Origin of the sequence: Xanthomonas sp. NCPPB 2586 (genome assembly GCF_041475775.2) — a bacterium.
Taxonomy (GTDB): domain Bacteria; phylum Pseudomonadota; class Gammaproteobacteria; order Xanthomonadales; family Xanthomonadaceae; genus Xanthomonas; species Xanthomonas campestris.
On the sequence record NZ_CM192981.1, the window covers coordinates 648,482 to 663,632 of the forward strand.

Genomic DNA, 15,151 nt, shown 5'->3' on the forward strand with positions numbered 1-15,151 from the left:
TGCAGGCTCACAGCGCGCTATTCGCCAGGGCCGTGTTACCAGGCCTGGCTGCTGTTCTGTGCAGCCGATTCCGCAGTCGGCACGAATGCCAGCGCCTCGCCCTGCGCCGATTGCACGGTCCAGCCCGCACCGGCGGGGCTTGGCTGGAAGGTCACCGTCTCGCCAACGCGGAACCCTGCAGCCGGTGCGTCATTGCGGACAGGCCAACGTAGCAATGCGGTGTTGGCAGCTTGCGCAGGATCCTGGAGCTGGACCTCGCTGCCGCCGTCGGGCGTGGGGCCTACCGATGTCACGCGCATTGGCGGTAACGGCCCGGCGGATGCCTTGTTCGACGCATGGGTGAGCGCCTCCGAGCCCGCTACTGCGCTGTGTGTCAGTGCCAACGACACGAAGTACGGCGCGGAGATCACCAGAATGGCCGACATCGCAGACGCGTCGCCACGGGTGATGGTGGTCAGGCCGGCCTGCGCCTGCATCGGCTGGCCGGCGCTGAGCGCCAGCAGCGCCACGAGGCTGACGGATCGGAAGGATGAGGTCATGGAGATGCTCCGTGCGCGGCAGCGCTGCGTGGAATGGAGAACTCCTGCAGCAGCGCCTTGCGCTGTTGCAGGAAGTCGAACACCGACTCGACCGTGATCACCGAGTAATTGCCGGAGATGCGTTCGTTGGCCGGATGGTCGCTCACTGCCGCATTGGCCACAAAGAAGCGGGCCCCAATGCGTTTACTCAAATCGAGATGCAGGCGGGTGGGTTGGTAATCGGCATGCTTGAGCCAGGCCTGCGCGCTACGGCGATCTACAACTGGCGCCGCCACCGCTGTGGCCTGTGCGTCGGATTGCGCAAGCGCGGCGGCCAGTACCTCCAGCACCCACTGATTGGAGTTCTGGTAATCGGTAGAAAACGGGTAGGCGATCATGCTGTAGCGCGGCGTGTGCAGGGCGTGCGCCAGGGTACCGGGATCCTGCAACAAGTGCTGCAGCGTTTGTTGCACCTCAGGCGAGGGCACGCCGACGCGCAGATCCGCATGCAGCGCGCTTTCGCCAATGAAATTGCTCAGACCTTCGCGATAGAGCTCGGAGGTGTCGGATTTGCAGTGATTGAGCAGGTGCGTGACGCGCCAGTTGCCATCGTCTTCGCGCAGTGCGAAGGCGAGATGACTATGTTTCAGCCCATACCGGCTCAAGTCCTGGCCACCGCGTGCCAACAGGACGACGCGTGCACCGTCCAGCCTGTCCAGCGTCTGCTGCGTGGACCGGGCCAGGTCGAACATGGCCGCCAGCGTGGCCGGTGTCGGGTAGTGCGGGATGCAGGTCGGCGCACCGATCGCAGGTAGGGTGGCAAGGAACAGCATGATCGCCATTGCGTAGCGCATGCGGTGTCCGTGAGAGCGCTGCATCTGGGGGCATCTTCCTTGTACGGTCTTGGCGTTGCTGTTGGCCCGGTCATAAGCCCAGGCGCATACGCACCTGCGCCGCAATCCGTTCGGTTTCGCGTACCGGTGTCATAGCGGCCGTGGCAGCCAGAACTTCATCGGCTGCGCACAGGCGCTGGCGCTGCTGCAGTGCCTGCACATAGGCGCCGACACGGCCGCGCGCGAATTCCGCGCAGGCCGCCACCACCGGCACGGGTGTGGCGCAGGCTTCGGAGAGCAGGTTGACCGAATCGGCGCTGGCCACGATCGCGTCCGCCCAGCCCAGCAGGCCGGCATACGGGTTGGCACCATCGCGCGCGTCGCACCACAGCAGGCCGGGGTTGCCCTGCTGCAGGGTGCGCAACAGCGCAACGGCCTCCGGCGGCGTGCGGCGCGAGGCGGTGATCAACAGGCTGCCGCCTGCGGCGCGCACCTGCGCCTGCACGGCATTGCACTGCGCCGCCAGCGCCTGCGATGTCCACGGCACCTGCGTGGTGGGCCCGCCGATCAACAGCGCCACGCGTGGGCCCGGCAGTGCGCCTACAGCGGGGAATGCCGCGCGCCCGGCGGCCAGCCAGGCGTCGTCCACCGGATGCAGGCTGCCAAGCAGGGTGAGCACGTTCTCGCCACGCAGTGCATCGTGCTCGGGCACCACCACTAAGTCCCACTGGCGCCGGTCGAGCCGCGGGTCCAGGATCTGCACCGCCACGCTGCCGCGGGCGCGCAGCAGACGCGTGGCCAACGCCGCCTGGCGTCCGCAGCCAATCGCCAGGCCGGGTGGCTGTTGCAGCTGCGCGGCAAATGCCGGCCCGAAGGCCGCGCTGGCGCCGGGCAGGCGTCGCGGCGCGGCCCAGCGCCAGGGCGCTCTGGCCTGCAGATGCAGTGCATGCAAGGTGTCGGGGTGCAGGGCGCGGGCCAGCGCTTCGGCCTGGCGGGCATTGCCGGCGCGCCCGTCGCTCACCGCCCAGGTCACTGCCATCGTTTCAGATCCGACATAGATTTGTTTCAGATTGAGCGTGTGTTCCAGCAATCGCACCACTCTACACTGCGGGTCTTCACACTGGCGCCGTTGCTGCACCCTACTGTCGCCATCCCACTGTCTCCCGGAGTCTCCATGTCCGACCTGCTCAACGCTGCCGCGCTGGATCAGCTGTTTCGCACCGCCCGCACGCAAAACGCCTTCCTCGATACGCCGGTCAGCGAAGACCTGTTGCGCGAGCTCTATGACCTGGTCAAGTGGGGCCCCACCGCGGCCAACGGCTCGCCGGCGCGGTTCGTGTTCGTGACCACCGCCGAGGGCAAGGAAAAGCTCAAGCCCGCATTGTCCGAGGGCAACGCCGCCAAAACCCTGGCCGCACCGGTGACGGCGATCATTGGGTTTGACGAAGACTTCCACGAGAAGCTGCCGTACCTGTTCCCGCATGCCGATGCCAAGAGCTGGTTCGACGGCCCGCGTACGGCGCGCACCGAGTCGGCATTCCGCAACAGCTCGCTGCAGGGCGCGTACCTGATCCTGGCCGCGCGTGCGCTGGGCCTGGATGCCGGCCCGATGTCCGGCTTCGACAATGCCAAGGTGGACGCCGCGTTCTTTGCCGGCACGCCGATTAAATCCAACTTTCTGGTCAATCTCGGGTACGGTGACCCGGCCGGGCTGTTCCCGCGCCTGCCGCGCCTGAGTTTCGACGAAGCCGCACGCATCGCTTAAGCGCGCGGTCGCTGTTTCCCGCAGTCCTCGTCCGTCTGCCCCTGTCCCATCGCGTCGCCTCGGCGCGCTCACCCATCTCAAGGAGTTTCAATGAAGACCACCCATAAGCTGTTGCTGCCGCTCGCCCTGACCCTGGCCATTGCCGCCTGCTCGAAGCCGGCCGACAACGCCGCCGCGCCGGCTGCCGAAACCCCGGCCGCCACCGCCCCGGCCGATGCCGCCGCTGCTGCGCCCGCACCGGCTGCCGATGCGTCGACCGCGCCGGCCGTGCAGATGGCCTCCGGCACCTACACGTTGGACCCGACCCACACCGACGTGCTGGCGCAGTGGAGCCACTTCGGCTTCTCCAACCCCACCGCGCACTTCGGCAATGTCGACGGCACCCTGGTCTACGACGCGGCCGACGTGACCAAGTCGACCGTGCAGGTGACCCTGCCGCTGTCCGGCTTGAACAGCTTCACCGCCAAGTTCGACGAACACCTGAAGAGCGGTGATTTCTTCGACGCGGCCAAGTTCCCGAGCGCCACCTTCAAGAGCACCAAGGTCGAGTCGGCCGGCACCAACAAGCTGACCGTCACCGGCGATCTGACCATCAAGGACCAGACCAAGCCGGTCGTGCTGGACGTCACCCTCAACGGTGCCGGCGAGCACCCGATGAAGAAGGTGCCGGCCGCTGGTTTCGACGCCACCACCACGATCAAGCGCAGCGATTTCGGCGTTGGCCAGTACGCGCCGAACGTCAGCGACGAGGTCAAGATCCGCATCACCACCGAGGCCCTGCAGGCCAAGGCCGGCGACGCCGCCGCGAAGTAATTCGCCGCGCTGTCGATGCACCGGTGCGCGCAATCGCACCGATGTGTGGAATACAAAAAGCCCGCCAATTGGCGGGCTTTTTGTTTGTGCGCGTGACCGGCGCCATGCAGTGATGCGGTGAGCCACAACCGCTCAGCTCGTGTAGGAGCGGCCCAGGCCGCGAGGGCTCCACCCTCAGCCCAACACCACGCACCACCCACGCCGTAAACCACGCACCAACGCCTCACTCCCCAGCCGGATTCGCCTTCCAATAGCCCTTTGCACGCACCGACTCCTTGTCCACCTGCAGGTGCTCTTCCAGGAACTTGCGCATTGCCCGCGCGCGCATCGATTCGGCGCCGATCCAGTAGAACGTGTCGCCGTCGTGCGGCTCGTAGTCGCGCAGGCTGTCTTCCAGCAGCGTGCTCGTCGCAGCGTCGAAGCCGTTGCGCTCCAGCCAGTAGATGTCCACGTCGGCAGCGCTGAGCAGCTCCTGGCGCTCGGCCGCGTCGGCAATCTCGATATAGACCTCCGCGTGCATGTCGGCCGGCATGGCTTCCAGCCAGCGGCCGATTGCGGGCAACGCGGTTTCGTCGCCGAGCAGCACGTAGTGGTCGTAGTCGTCGGCCACCAGGAACGAGCCGCGTGGGCCGCCGATCTTCAAGTCATCGCCGGGCTGCGCCTGTGCCGCCCAGCTGGAGGCCACACCATCGCCATGCAGCACGAAATCGATGCTCAATTCGCCGCTCTGCGGGTCGAAATAGCGCGGGGTGTAGTCGCGGCCGGGCGAGGGCATGGCGCCTGCGTCGTAGCGCGGGCCCTCGGCCGTCATCGTCGGCAGCACGAAGGCGCCGTCGGCATTGGGAAAGAACAGTTTGACGTGGTCGTCCGGCGCATCGCTCTGGAAACCGGCCAACTCGCTGCCGCCAAACACGATGCGGCGCATCTGCGGGGTGATCGTTTCGCAGCGCAGCACCTGCACGGAGCGCAGGCGGGGATCACGGCGAACTTGGGTATTGGTGTGGACAGCCATGGAGTGCAATTCCTGGGGGAAGGCCACGCAGCGCGTGGCGGGGGAGGGGCGCGTCGGCGCGGTCAGGTTGGCGCGGACCAATGTCACGTACAAGCGCGGTGCGCAGGCTCAGGTGTCGCCTGGCTCCATGCCGTCGGCGGCGGCGTTGAGCAGCGCGGCAATGCGCGCGGTTTCGGCCTCGGTCCATTGCCCATGCCGGGCGAACAGGCCGTGTTTGATGCGGTGGATGGCGTCGCGGATCGGCGGCGGTGTCTGTGCCTTGATCAGGTCGCGCGCGCGCCGGTGCGTGCGTGCCAGGGCGGCGTCCAGTGCATCGCGGTGCGCACTGGCGTGGCCGCGGCCGGCCTCGGTGATCTGGTAACGCTTGCGCCCGTGGTCCTGGTCGGTGAGCACCCAACCGTCGGCTTCCAACTGCGCCAGCGCCGGGTAGATCGTGCCGGCGCTGGGCGTATACAGCCCCTTGAACAGCTGGGCGATCTGGCGCATCAGCTCGTACCCATGGCGCGGCTGCTGCTCGATCAGCGCCAGCAACAGCAGACGCAGGTCGCCATGGCCAAGCGGGCGCGCGGTGCCGGATCGCCGGGCGCGCCCTGTGGGACTGTCGAAATCTGACGCGGCGATGAGGTCTGAGGGAGTTTGCATTCGATATATCGAAGTTTTCGAAACGATATATCGAAAGGCAGGCTGCGGCAAGCGTGCAACTGTCGCCCAGCTGACTTGCACGGCACAGAAACTGCTTGGCGCAGCTTGATGCTGCAGCGCCGCTAGACAGGGAAAGGTTGCATAATTACGATGTAATTACTTCGACATTACGGGCTCGGCCCGGTGAGGCGTACGCGATGAGTCGACAGTGGGACACCCAGGCCGAGAGCCGCCGCCAGCGCCTGCAGCGCGCCGCCGCGCTCGCGCCCCGCGGGCGGGTGGTGGCCGCCGACGATGTGGTGGCGCTGCTGGAAGCGGTGATCGAGCCGGGCGACCGCGTCTGCCTGGAAGGCAACAACCAGAAGCAGGCCGATTTCCTGGCGCGCTGCCTCACCGAGGTGGACCCGGCGCGCGTGCACGACCTGCACATGGTGCAGTCGGTGCTGTCGCTGCCCGCGCACCTGGACGTGTTCGAACGCGGCATCGCCAAGCGTCTGGATTTCTCGTTCTCCGGCCCGCAGGCCGCGCGCCTGGCCGGGCTGGTGAGCGAAGGGCGCATCGAGATCGGCGCCATCCACACCTATCTGGAATTGTTCGGCCGCTATTTCATCGACCTCACCCCGCGCATCGCGCTGGTCACCGCGCAGGCCGCCGACCGCCACGGCAATCTCTACACCGGCCCCAACACCGAAGACACGCCGGTGATCGTGGAGGCCACCGCGTTCAAGGGCGGCATCGTCATTGCGCAGGTCAACGAAATTCTGGACACGCTGCCGCGCGTGGACATCCCGGCCGACTGGGTGGACTTCGTCACCCACGCGCCCAAGCCCAATTACATCGAACCGCTGTTCACCCGCGACCCGGCGCAGATTTCCGAGATCCAGGTGCTGATGGCGATGATGGCCATCAAGGGCATCTACGCCGAATACGGTGTGGACCGGCTCAATCACGGCATCGGTTTCGATACCGCTGCAATCGAATTGCTGCTGCCCACCTACGCCGAGTCGCTGGGGCTGAAGGGCAAGATCTGCCGGCATTGGGCGCTGAATCCGCATCCGGCGCTGATCCCGGCGATTGAGTCGGGCTTCGTGCAATCGGTGCATTCGTTCGGCTCGGAACTGGGCATGGAGAAGTACATCGCCGCGCGCCCGGATGTGTTCTTCACCGGTGCCGACGGCAGCATGCGTTCCAACCGTGCGCTTTCGCAGACCGCGGGTTTATATGCGTGCGACATGTTCATTGGCTCCACCTTGCAGATCGATTTGCAAGGCAACAGTTCCACCGCCACGCGCGACCGCATCGCCGGCTTCGGGGGTGCGCCGAATATGGGTTCAGATGCGCGGGGCCGCCGCCATGCAAGCGCTGCGTGGCTCAAGGCCGGCCGCGAAGCCGCACGGCCGGGCGAGATGCCGCGCGGGCGCAAGCTGGTGGTGCAGATGGTGGAAACCTTTCGCGAACACATGGCGCCGGCCTTCGTCGACAAGCTCGATGCGTGGGAGCTGGCCGAGCGCGCCAACCTGCCGCTGCCGCCGGTGATGATTTACGGCGACGACGTCAGCCATGTGCTCACCGAAGAAGGCATCGCCAATCTGCTGCTGTGCCGCACGCCGGAAGAACGCGAGCAGGCGATTCGCGGGGTGTCCGGTTACACCGCGGTCGGCCTGGGCCGCGACAAGCGCATGGTGGAAAACCTGCGCGACCGCGGGGTCATCAAGCGTCCCGATGATCTGGGCATCCGCCCGCGCGACGCCACTCGCGATCTGCTTGCCGCGCGCACGGTCAAGGACCTGGTGCGCTGGTCCGGTGGGTTGTACGACCCGCCGAAACGTTTTCGCAACTGGTAGGGGTATTGCATGGAAACCCTGCGTTATCGCTTCGATGGCCGCAATGGCGCACGCACCGGGCTCGATCACGCCCTGGTCGGCGTGGTCGCCTCCGGCAATCTGGAAGTGCTGGTCGAGCGCGTGCCGCTGGACGGCGCGATGGAGATCGAAATCGTCACCGCCGCACGCGGCTTTGGTGAGATTTGGCAAGCGGTGCTGGACGATTTCGCCGCGCGTCACCCGCTGCAGGACGTGCGCATCAGCATCAACGATGTGGGCGCTACGCCGGCGGCGGTGAGCCTGCGTCTGGAGCAGGCCATCGACGTGCTGCAAGGAGCCGACGCATGAGCCGCCACGATCCAGTACACACCCCTGACCTCGTAGGAGCGCGCTTGCGCGCGAGGGGCATGACCGGTAGAGCCTCATTCGCGCACAAGTGCGCTCCTACGCAAGCAGTCATCAGCCAACGCATCAGTACTGTAGGAGCGCGCTCGCGCGCGATGGGCGTTACCGGTAAGGCCTCAATCGCGCACCAGTGCGCCCCTACGCAAGCAGTCCACGGCCAACGCATCAGCACCGTAGGAGCGCGCTCGCGCGCGATGGGCGTTACCGGTAAGGCCTCGATCGCGCACCAGTGCGCTCCTACGCAAGCAGTCGCCAGCCAACGCATCAGCACTGTAGGAGCGCGCTCGCGCGCGATGGGCGTTACCGGTAAGGCCTCGATCGCGCACCAGTGCGCTCCTACGCAAGCAGTCACCAGCCAACGCATCAGCACCGTAGGAGCGCGCTCGCGCGCGATGGGCATTACCAGTAACAACGCCTCAATCGCGCCCACCTGCGCTGCTACACACACCATCCGGAGCCGCGCATGAGCACCACCGTTCCCATGGCCGAGCGCAGCTACTACGAAGCCGACGCGCGCGAGCGCATCGACGGGCTACTGGACGCCGGCAGCTTCACTGAATTCGTCGGCCCATGTCGCCGCCTGATCAGCCCGCACCTGGCGCAACTCGACACCCCCGGCGCATTCGACGACGGCATCGTGGTCGGCGAAGGACGCCTGCGCGGACGCCACGTGCTCATCGCCGCCCAGCAAGGCGCCTTCATGGGCGGTGGTGTTGGCGAAGTGCATGGCGCCAAACTCACCGGCTTGCTGGAACGCGCGGCGGCCACCACGCCCGATGCGGTGGTGCTGTTGCTCGACACCGGCGGCGTGCGCCTGCACGAAGCCAATGCCGGCCTGATCGCCATCTCCGAAATCATGCGCGCCACCCTGGGTGCCCGCGCGGCCGGCGTGCCGGTGCTGGCGCTGATCGGCAGCGGCAATGGCGCCTTCGGCGGCATGGGCATCGTGGCGCGCTGCTGCAGCGCGGTGATCATGTCCGAAGAAGGGCGGCTGTCGTTGTCCGGCCCGGACGTGATCGAAACCGTGCGTGGCGTGGAAGAATTCGACGCACGCGATCGCGCGTTGGTATGGCGCGTCACCGGCGGCAAGCACCGCTATTTGATTGGCGATGCACAGACGCTGGTGCCCGACCGCATTGCCGCCTTTGCAGACGCCGCGGCCACCACGCTGGACACACTGGCCGAACCGCAGGGCGATGCCGCGTTGCAGGCACTGGAGCGCGAACACCACGCGCTGGCGGCGCGCATCACCGCGTATGGCGACTGCCGCGACGGGGTGGAGATCTGGCGCCGCCAGGGCATTGCCGACCCGGAGCGCTTGCCGCTGCTGGACACCGACGCCTTCCTCGCGGCCACTGCCGACCGGAGCACGCCATGACGCTGAGCGCGTTATTCGACCAGCTGTTTCCGCTGGGCCACGCCATCGCGTGCCACGACGATGTGCTGACCGGCAGCGCCACCACCGCGGCCGGCGAAGTCACCGTGATCGGCACCGCCAACAAGCTGGAGGTCGGTGTGGACCATGCGCTCGCCCTGGCCGCCGCGGTGTTGGCCAGCACGCGCACGCATCCGCAGCGGCCGATCGTGATGCTGGCCGACACCGCCGGGCAACGGCTGGCACGGCGTGACGAATTGCTCGGCATCAATGGCTATTTCGCGCATCTGGCCAAGTCGCTCGATTTGGCACGCGCACGCGGCGCACGCTTGGTGACTCTGGTGTATGGCGAATCGGTGAGCGGCGGGTTTCTGTCGTTCGGCTTGATGGCCGACCACATCCATGCCCTGCCGGATGCGCAGATCCGCGTGATGGACCTGCGTGCGATGGCGCGCGTGACCAAGCAGACTGTGGACACGTTGCAGGCCTTGAGCAAGAGCTCGCCGGTGTTCGCGCCGGGCGTTGAAAGCTACGTGCGCATGGGCGCAGTGGAATCGCTGTGGGACGGCGAACTGGCGCAAGCCTTGCTCGACGCCCTGGCAACGCCGAGCACCGGTGATCAGCGGCGTACGCTCGGTGCCGAGCGCGGTGGCCGCACGCTGGCGCGCGATGTCAGCGCTGCCGTGGCAGCAGGCGAGGCCTGAGCATGGCCGGCCGCCACGCCCTGGTGTGGTTACGGGCAGATGCGCCCTGGCAGGCGCTCACGCCTGGCGCACAGCCGCGGCTGCAGGCCTGGTTTGCAGCGGGATTTCCGGCGGTGGTTGCACGCCGCGATGGCGCTGAACAGCCCGGCCAGGTGGGGCTGGGCGTGCCGTTGCCACCTGCTGACGGCAAACAACGTATTGCGTTGTGCGCGCAAGTGAGCGACATCGCCCGCAGCGTGCCTGCGCTGGCCTTGCCCGAGGTCATCTCGCATGCGCCACCGCAATGGCAGGGCGCGCTGCAGGCACTGCAGGCGCAGGCCACAGCCATCGGCATGCAGCCGCGCGTCTTCGGCAGCTTTGCGTTTCAGGCAGTGACCGCGCTGCCGTATGTGCATGCCGCTTCGGACGTGGATCTGCTGTGGACACTGGACACGCCTACACAGGCGCATGCGGTGGTCACGCTGCTGCAGCAGTGGGAACACGTCACGGCACGACGTGCCGATGGCGAACTGTTGCTGCCCGACGGCAACGCGGTGAACTGGCGCGAATATGCCGGCGGTGCGCAGCAGGTGCTGGTGAAGCGCAACGACGGATGCCGGTTGCTGCCGCGCACCGCGCTGTTTCCAGAGCGGTGCGCAGCATGAACATGCGTGCAGCACATCACCCTGCATCGCGGGGCATCACCGCAGCCCCCGTAGGAGCGCGCCCGGGCGCGACGGGCATTCCCGGTAACGCGCCCGAAACAGCGTGCGCTATCGATATGGAGGGCACTCGTCTGTCCTCGGTCACCACTGGCCTAGCGTCAGCGCCTGGCATCGTAAGCAGCAGCACGCTGCCGAATCGCGCTACGCAGGCACTCCACGCCGATGCGGCGCCTCGGCAAGTTCCAGTGTCCACAGGCGAAAGACCGCGCCACGTTCCACACGCAAGCGCTATCACTGACACGGAGACGCACACCCCCGCGGGCGTGCCATCTGCAGCAACTGCATCGCACCTGGCCCACCGCCTGGGCCGCCTGGCGGTATGCGCACTGCACGCCGAGCTGGCCTGCGCGCCCAAGCCGGGCCTGGTCACGCCGTTCGATGCAGGCAGCCATACCGACATGGATGCGTCCACCTTCCTGCGCAGCCTGTTTGCGTTGCGTGGCTATTTTGTGGCCATCGCACAGGCCGGAATTGCGCAGGCGCCGTTCGAGCACCTGCGCCAGCTCGGCATCGCTGCCGAGGCCGCGATGGCGCGTGCCACCGGCTGTATCAACACCCACCGTGGCGCCATCTTCAGCCTCGGCCTGCTCACTGCACAGGCAGCGCGCCTGCGTGCGGTGCATGGGCGCCAGCCCAGCGGCGAGCAGGTGTGTTGCGCAGTGCAGGCGTGGAGCGCCGCGCTGCAGGCCGCACCGCTGGATTCCCAAAGTCACGGCCAACGCATGCGTGCGCAGTACCGCGTGGCCGGTGTGCGCGAGCAGGCCGCAGCCGGCTACCCCCTGCTACGCGATGTGGCCTTGCCGGCGCTGCGTGCTGCGATGGCTAGTGGCGCATCGCGTGAGGCGGCGTTGGCGCAGACGTTGATGCAGCTCATCGCCGAGGTGGACGATCTCAATCTGCTGCATCGTGGCGGCCAGGCCGGCTTGGCACATGCGCAACAGCAGGCGCGCGCGTTCCTGGCGGCCGGCGGCATTGCACAGGCGGGCTGGCGTGCGCAGCTGGCACGGATCGGTGACGGATTCGTCGTCCGCCGGCTCAGCCCGGGCGGCAGCGCCGACCTGTTGGCCTGTGCGTGGTTTTTGCATGCGCAGGAGGCGCTGTAAGCATGCGCACCGCACTGCTGGCAGCACAGCTTTCAAGTGTGCCGGCTGGATGCGCGTCAGGTCTGCAGGGCAAACAGCAATACCTGCGCGGCAATGGCCAGCGCGCACGCCGCCACAACGACACGCGCGGCACGCGTCAGGCGCACACATCGCGAGGCTGCGCATGAGCCTCGCCATCCTGTGCCCAGGGCAGGGCGGCCAACACGCCGGCATGTTCGCGCGCATCGCGCAGCTGCCTGTGGCCTCCGAGGTGATCGCCACCGCTGCCAGCGTGCTTGGCGCCGATCCCATCGCACTCGCTGCCGATCCGCGTCGCTTCGACAACGCCATTGCGCAACCGCTGGTCTGCGCCGGCACGTTGGCGCATTGGCAGGCATTGCGTACGCAGTTGCCCACCCCAACCCTGGTGCTCGGCTACAGCGTGGGCGAGCTTACCGCGCACGCGGTGGCCGGCAGCATCGATATCCCTACCTGCCTGCACCTCGCGGCCACCCGCGCACGGGTGATGGATGCCGCCAGCCCGGCAGACGCCGGCCTGATGGCCGTGGTCGGCCTGCCGATCACCGCCTTGGACGCGCTCTGCCAGAGCCATGGCGTGGCCCTAGCGATCATCAACGGCGACGACCATGCCGTGCTCGGCGGGCCGCGCAGTGCGCTGGCCGCACTGGGCAACGATGCCTCCGCGCGCGGGGCCCGCGTCACCCACTTGCCGGTCAGCGTGCCGGCGCATACGCACTGGCTGCAGCCGGCCGCCGATGCGTTCGCCGCGGTGCTGCAGGACAGCGCCGTGCGTGCGCCAATGCATCGCGTGCTGGCCGGCATCGATGCGCGTGCCGTTACTACGCCACAGGCGGTGGTGAGCAGCCTGTCTGCGCAGATCGCGCGCACCGTGCGCTGGCATGACGTGCTGGTGCAGGCCGCCGAACGTGGCGCGCGGGTGTTTCTCGAACTTGGCCCGGGCAGCGCGTTGGCACGCATGGCGCGTGAGCTGCTGCCTGCGTGCGAAGCGCGCTCGGTGGAGGATTTCCACAGCCTGGACGGTGCCGCCGAGTGGGTGAGCGCCGCCTGCGAGCGTGTGGCGTGAGGTGCGGTTGACCGTGACGCACAGGTAGTAACCCTGGGGTGGCGGGCGGCCATCCGTGCTGTACGCGTATCAGGTGTCTGGGAGGGCGCATGACCCCGCAAATTGCAACGATTCTTGGCTTGGTGATCATGTTCATCGTGGCCACCGCATTGCCCATCAACATGGGTGCGGTGGCCTTCGCGCTGGCCTTCATCATCGGGGGCGTGTGGGTGGGGCTGGACGGCAAGGAGGTCCTGGCCGGCTTCCCGGGCGATCTGTTCCTCACCCTGGTCGGCATCACCTATCTGTTCGCCATCGCGCAGAAGAACGGCACCATCGATCTGCTGGTGCACTGGGCAGTCCGCGCAGTGCGTGGGCGCATCGTGGCCATTCCGTGGGTGATGTTCCTCATCACCGGCCTGCTCACCGCGTTTGGTGCGTTGGGGCCGGCGGCGGTGGCCATCATCGGCCCGGTGGCACTGCGCTTTGCCAAGCAGTACCGCATCAATCCCTTGATGATGGGCTTGCTGGTGATCCACGGCGCGCAGGGCGGCGGGTTTTCGCCCATCAGCGTGTATGGCGGCATCACCAACAAGGTGGTGGAAAAGGCCGGGCTCGATGTCACCGAGATGGCCGTATTCCTCACCAGCCTGGGCTTCAACCTGATGATGGCGATCATCTGCTTCTGCGCCTTTGGTGGTCTGCAGTTGATGCGCCGGAACGAGCTGTCGCTGGCCGATGCGCAATACGTGCCGGTGGCCGACGACCAGGCCTCCAAGCGCCCGTTCGCCATCGAAGGCCACGGTGCGTTGGTGGCGGCCGGCGGCGGCACCTTGTCGACCAACCCGCTCGCGCTGGAAGCGGTGGCCATCACCCGCGACCGCGTGATCACCCTGGTCGGCCTGCTCGGGCTGGGCGTGGCTGCGCTGGTCTACAACCTCAACGTCGGCCTGGTGTCGATCACCGTTGCGGTGGCACTGGCGCTGATTTCGCCCAGCGCGCAGAAAGGCGCAGTGGATGGCATCAGCTGGTCCACGGTGTTGTTGATCAGCGGCGTGGTGACCTATGTGGCGGTGCTGGAAGAGGCTGGTGCGGTGGATTACATCGGCACCGGCGTCTCGCACATCGGCATGCCGCTGCTGGGCGCGTTGCTGGTCTGCTACGTGGGCGGCATCGTGTCGGCGTTTGCCTCGTCGGCGGCGGTGCTCGGTGCCACCATTCCGCTGGCGGTGCCGTTCCTGATGCAAGGGCATCTGGGCGCGGCCGGTGTGATCTGCGCATTGGCGGTGTCGTCCACCATCGTCGATGTCAGCCCGTTTTCCACCAATGGCGCGCTGGTGGTGGCCTCGGCCGCCAAGGAAGAGCGCGACGCGCTGTTCCGCCGTTTCCTGGTCTATAGCGGCCTGGTAGTGGTGCTCGGCCCTCTGGCGGCGTGGCTGCTGTTCGTGGTGCCGGGTTGGCTGTGAGCCGGCATGCCGCCAGCAGGGCAGGGGGGGCGCGCCCGTAGAATGGGCGCCCTCTTCCTTGCCACGACGATGTTCCCGCCATGACCCTCGCCCCCGATTCGCGCACGACCAAGAAGCGCGTACCGCTCTACGAGGAAGTGGCCGAGCGCCTGCGCCAGAAGATCTACGACTACGTGCTGCCACCGGGCGAATGGATCGACGAACCCGCCCTGGCCGAGGAACTGGGCATCAGCCGTACCCCGCTGCGCGAGAGCCTCAAGCTGCTGGCGGCCGAAGGCCTGGTGCAGCTGGACGCCGGCCGTGGCAGCCGGGTCACGCGCTTGTCGCTGGAAGACCTCAACCAGCTGTTCCCGGTGATGGCGATGCTGGAAGGCCGCTGCGCGCACGACGCGGTCAAGCGCATCGACGCGGCCGGCGTGCAGCGATTGGAGGAACTGCATGCGGCGATGGAAGCGGCCTCTGCTGCTGGCGACCTTGCCGAGTACTACCGCAACAATTATCTGATCCACGAAACCGTGCAGCACTACGCGGGCAATCCGTGGTTGATCCGCGTCACCCACGATCTGCACCGCATTCTCAAGATGCACCGCGGCAGGCAGTTGCTCACGCCCGGGCGCATGGCGCAGTCGTTGGCCGAGCATCGGGAGTTGATGGAGTGCGTGCGGCGCGGCGATGCAGACGGTGCCGAGCGGACCATGCACACGCATCTGTTGAGTCAGGGGCAGGCGTTGGCGGCGTATGTGGCGGCGGGGGGAATGTTGAATGTGCCTGCGCCGTTGCCGCGGTCGGGTGGGGTTTAGGGGGTTTTCTTTCTGCTGTTTTGAGGCTTTGTTCGCTGGGTGGGTGAGGGTGCAGCGGCATGTGGCTGTTTCGCTGTCGCGAATCTTGGGCAGTATTTCGGGGTGTTCTAAGTGCGGTGCAATTG

16 protein-coding genes are annotated in these 15,151 nt (G+C 67.1%); 11 read left to right on the forward strand and 5 right to left on the reverse strand.

The annotated features are described in order from the left end of the window. Positions 1-35: 35 nt before the first annotated feature. From ACCQ09_RS02790 to ACCQ09_RS02800, 3 genes are read right to left on the reverse strand one after another with little or no spacing between them, the layout of a single operon-like run. Positions 36-539, reverse strand: a complete 504-nt coding sequence (locus ACCQ09_RS02790; protein WP_011269490.1) for a hypothetical protein — start codon at positions 537-539, stop codon at positions 36-38. Next, entirely contained in the window at positions 536-1,396 is an 861-nt protein-coding gene (locus tag ACCQ09_RS02795) for a DUF2145 domain-containing protein (protein ID WP_040940532.1), read from the reverse strand. The genes ACCQ09_RS02790 and ACCQ09_RS02795 overlap by 4 nt, the downstream gene beginning before the upstream one ends. A gap of 46 nt (positions 1,397-1,442) precedes the next feature. Further along, positions 1,443-2,390 (reverse strand): mitochondrial fission ELM1 family protein, encoded by a 948-nt coding sequence (locus ACCQ09_RS02800; protein ID WP_040942211.1) that lies wholly within the window; start codon positions 2,388-2,390, stop codon positions 1,443-1,445. A gap of 135 nt (positions 2,391-2,525) precedes the next feature. Between ACCQ09_RS02800 and ACCQ09_RS02805 the strand changes: the two genes are divergently transcribed. Together ACCQ09_RS02805 and ACCQ09_RS02810 are read left to right on the forward strand one after the other, a co-directional pair. After that, a complete protein-coding gene (locus ACCQ09_RS02805; protein ID WP_011038689.1) occupies positions 2,526-3,116 on the forward strand; it encodes a malonic semialdehyde reductase in 591 nt (196 codons plus the stop codon). Between the two features lie 90 nt (positions 3,117-3,206). After that, the gene (locus tag ACCQ09_RS02810) at positions 3,207-3,929 is read left to right on the forward strand and encodes a YceI family protein (protein WP_100666328.1); all 723 of its coding nucleotides are present in this window, start codon (positions 3,207-3,209) and stop codon (positions 3,927-3,929) included. Between the two features lie 223 nt (positions 3,930-4,152). Here the strand turns inward: ACCQ09_RS02810 and ACCQ09_RS02815 are convergent, their stop codons facing one another. Together ACCQ09_RS02815 and ACCQ09_RS02820 are read right to left on the reverse strand one after the other, a co-directional pair. Beyond that, positions 4,153-4,941, reverse strand: a complete 789-nt coding sequence (locus ACCQ09_RS02815) for a siderophore-interacting protein (protein WP_116891580.1) — start codon at positions 4,939-4,941, stop codon at positions 4,153-4,155. 108 nt (positions 4,942-5,049) lie between these two features. Further along, positions 5,050-5,583: a PadR family transcriptional regulator gene (locus ACCQ09_RS02820; RefSeq protein ID WP_016945023.1), complete on the reverse strand. Its 534-nt coding sequence runs from the start codon at positions 5,581-5,583 to the stop codon at positions 5,050-5,052. A 197-nt stretch (positions 5,584-5,780) separates the two neighbouring features. On the opposite strand from ACCQ09_RS02820, the gene mdcA reads away from it, so the two are divergent. The 9 genes from mdcA to ACCQ09_RS02865 all read left to right on the forward strand — a co-directional run bounded on the left by mdcA (position 5,781) and on the right by ACCQ09_RS02865 (position 15,026). Further along, positions 5,781-7,427 (forward strand): malonate decarboxylase subunit alpha, encoded by a 1,647-nt coding sequence (mdcA, locus tag ACCQ09_RS02825; RefSeq protein WP_040940534.1) that lies wholly within the window; start codon positions 5,781-5,783, stop codon positions 7,425-7,427. Positions 7,428-7,436: 9 nt separating this feature from the next. Continuing rightward, positions 7,437-7,754, forward strand: a complete 318-nt coding sequence (gene mdcC, locus ACCQ09_RS02830; protein WP_228428325.1) for a malonate decarboxylase acyl carrier protein — start codon at positions 7,437-7,439, stop codon at positions 7,752-7,754. A gap of 538 nt (positions 7,755-8,292) precedes the next feature. After that, the gene (locus ACCQ09_RS02835) at positions 8,293-9,189 is read left to right on the forward strand and encodes a biotin-independent malonate decarboxylase subunit beta (RefSeq protein WP_228428342.1); all 897 of its coding nucleotides are present in this window, start codon (positions 8,293-8,295) and stop codon (positions 9,187-9,189) included. Continuing rightward, positions 9,186-9,890: a biotin-independent malonate decarboxylase subunit gamma gene (gene mdcE / locus ACCQ09_RS02840; RefSeq protein WP_184396635.1), complete on the forward strand. Its 705-nt coding sequence runs from the start codon at positions 9,186-9,188 to the stop codon at positions 9,888-9,890. The genes ACCQ09_RS02835 and mdcE overlap by 4 nt, the downstream gene beginning before the upstream one ends. Positions 9,891-9,892: 2 nt before the next feature. After that, positions 9,893-10,534, forward strand: coding sequence for a malonate decarboxylase holo-[acyl-carrier-protein] synthase (gene mdcG, locus ACCQ09_RS02845; protein WP_184396639.1), 642 nt, complete (start codon positions 9,893-9,895; stop codon positions 10,532-10,534). Positions 10,535-10,857: 323 nt separating this feature from the next. Beyond that, entirely contained in the window at positions 10,858-11,697 is an 840-nt protein-coding gene (gene mdcB, locus ACCQ09_RS02850; RefSeq protein WP_227971632.1) for a triphosphoribosyl-dephospho-CoA synthase MdcB, read from the forward strand. 163 nt (positions 11,698-11,860) lie between these two features. Next, a complete protein-coding gene (gene mdcH / locus ACCQ09_RS02855; protein WP_228428326.1) occupies positions 11,861-12,781 on the forward strand; it encodes a malonate decarboxylase subunit epsilon in 921 nt (306 codons plus the stop codon). A gap of 89 nt (positions 12,782-12,870) precedes the next feature. Further along, complete coding sequence (locus ACCQ09_RS02860) at positions 12,871-14,226, forward strand: SLC13 family permease (RefSeq protein WP_012437253.1); 1,356 nt, start codon at positions 12,871-12,873, stop codon at positions 14,224-14,226. Between the two features lie 80 nt (positions 14,227-14,306). Then, positions 14,307-15,026 (forward strand): GntR family transcriptional regulator, encoded by a 720-nt coding sequence (locus ACCQ09_RS02865; protein WP_050911236.1) that lies wholly within the window; start codon positions 14,307-14,309, stop codon positions 15,024-15,026. Positions 15,027-15,151 lie beyond the last annotated feature (125 nt).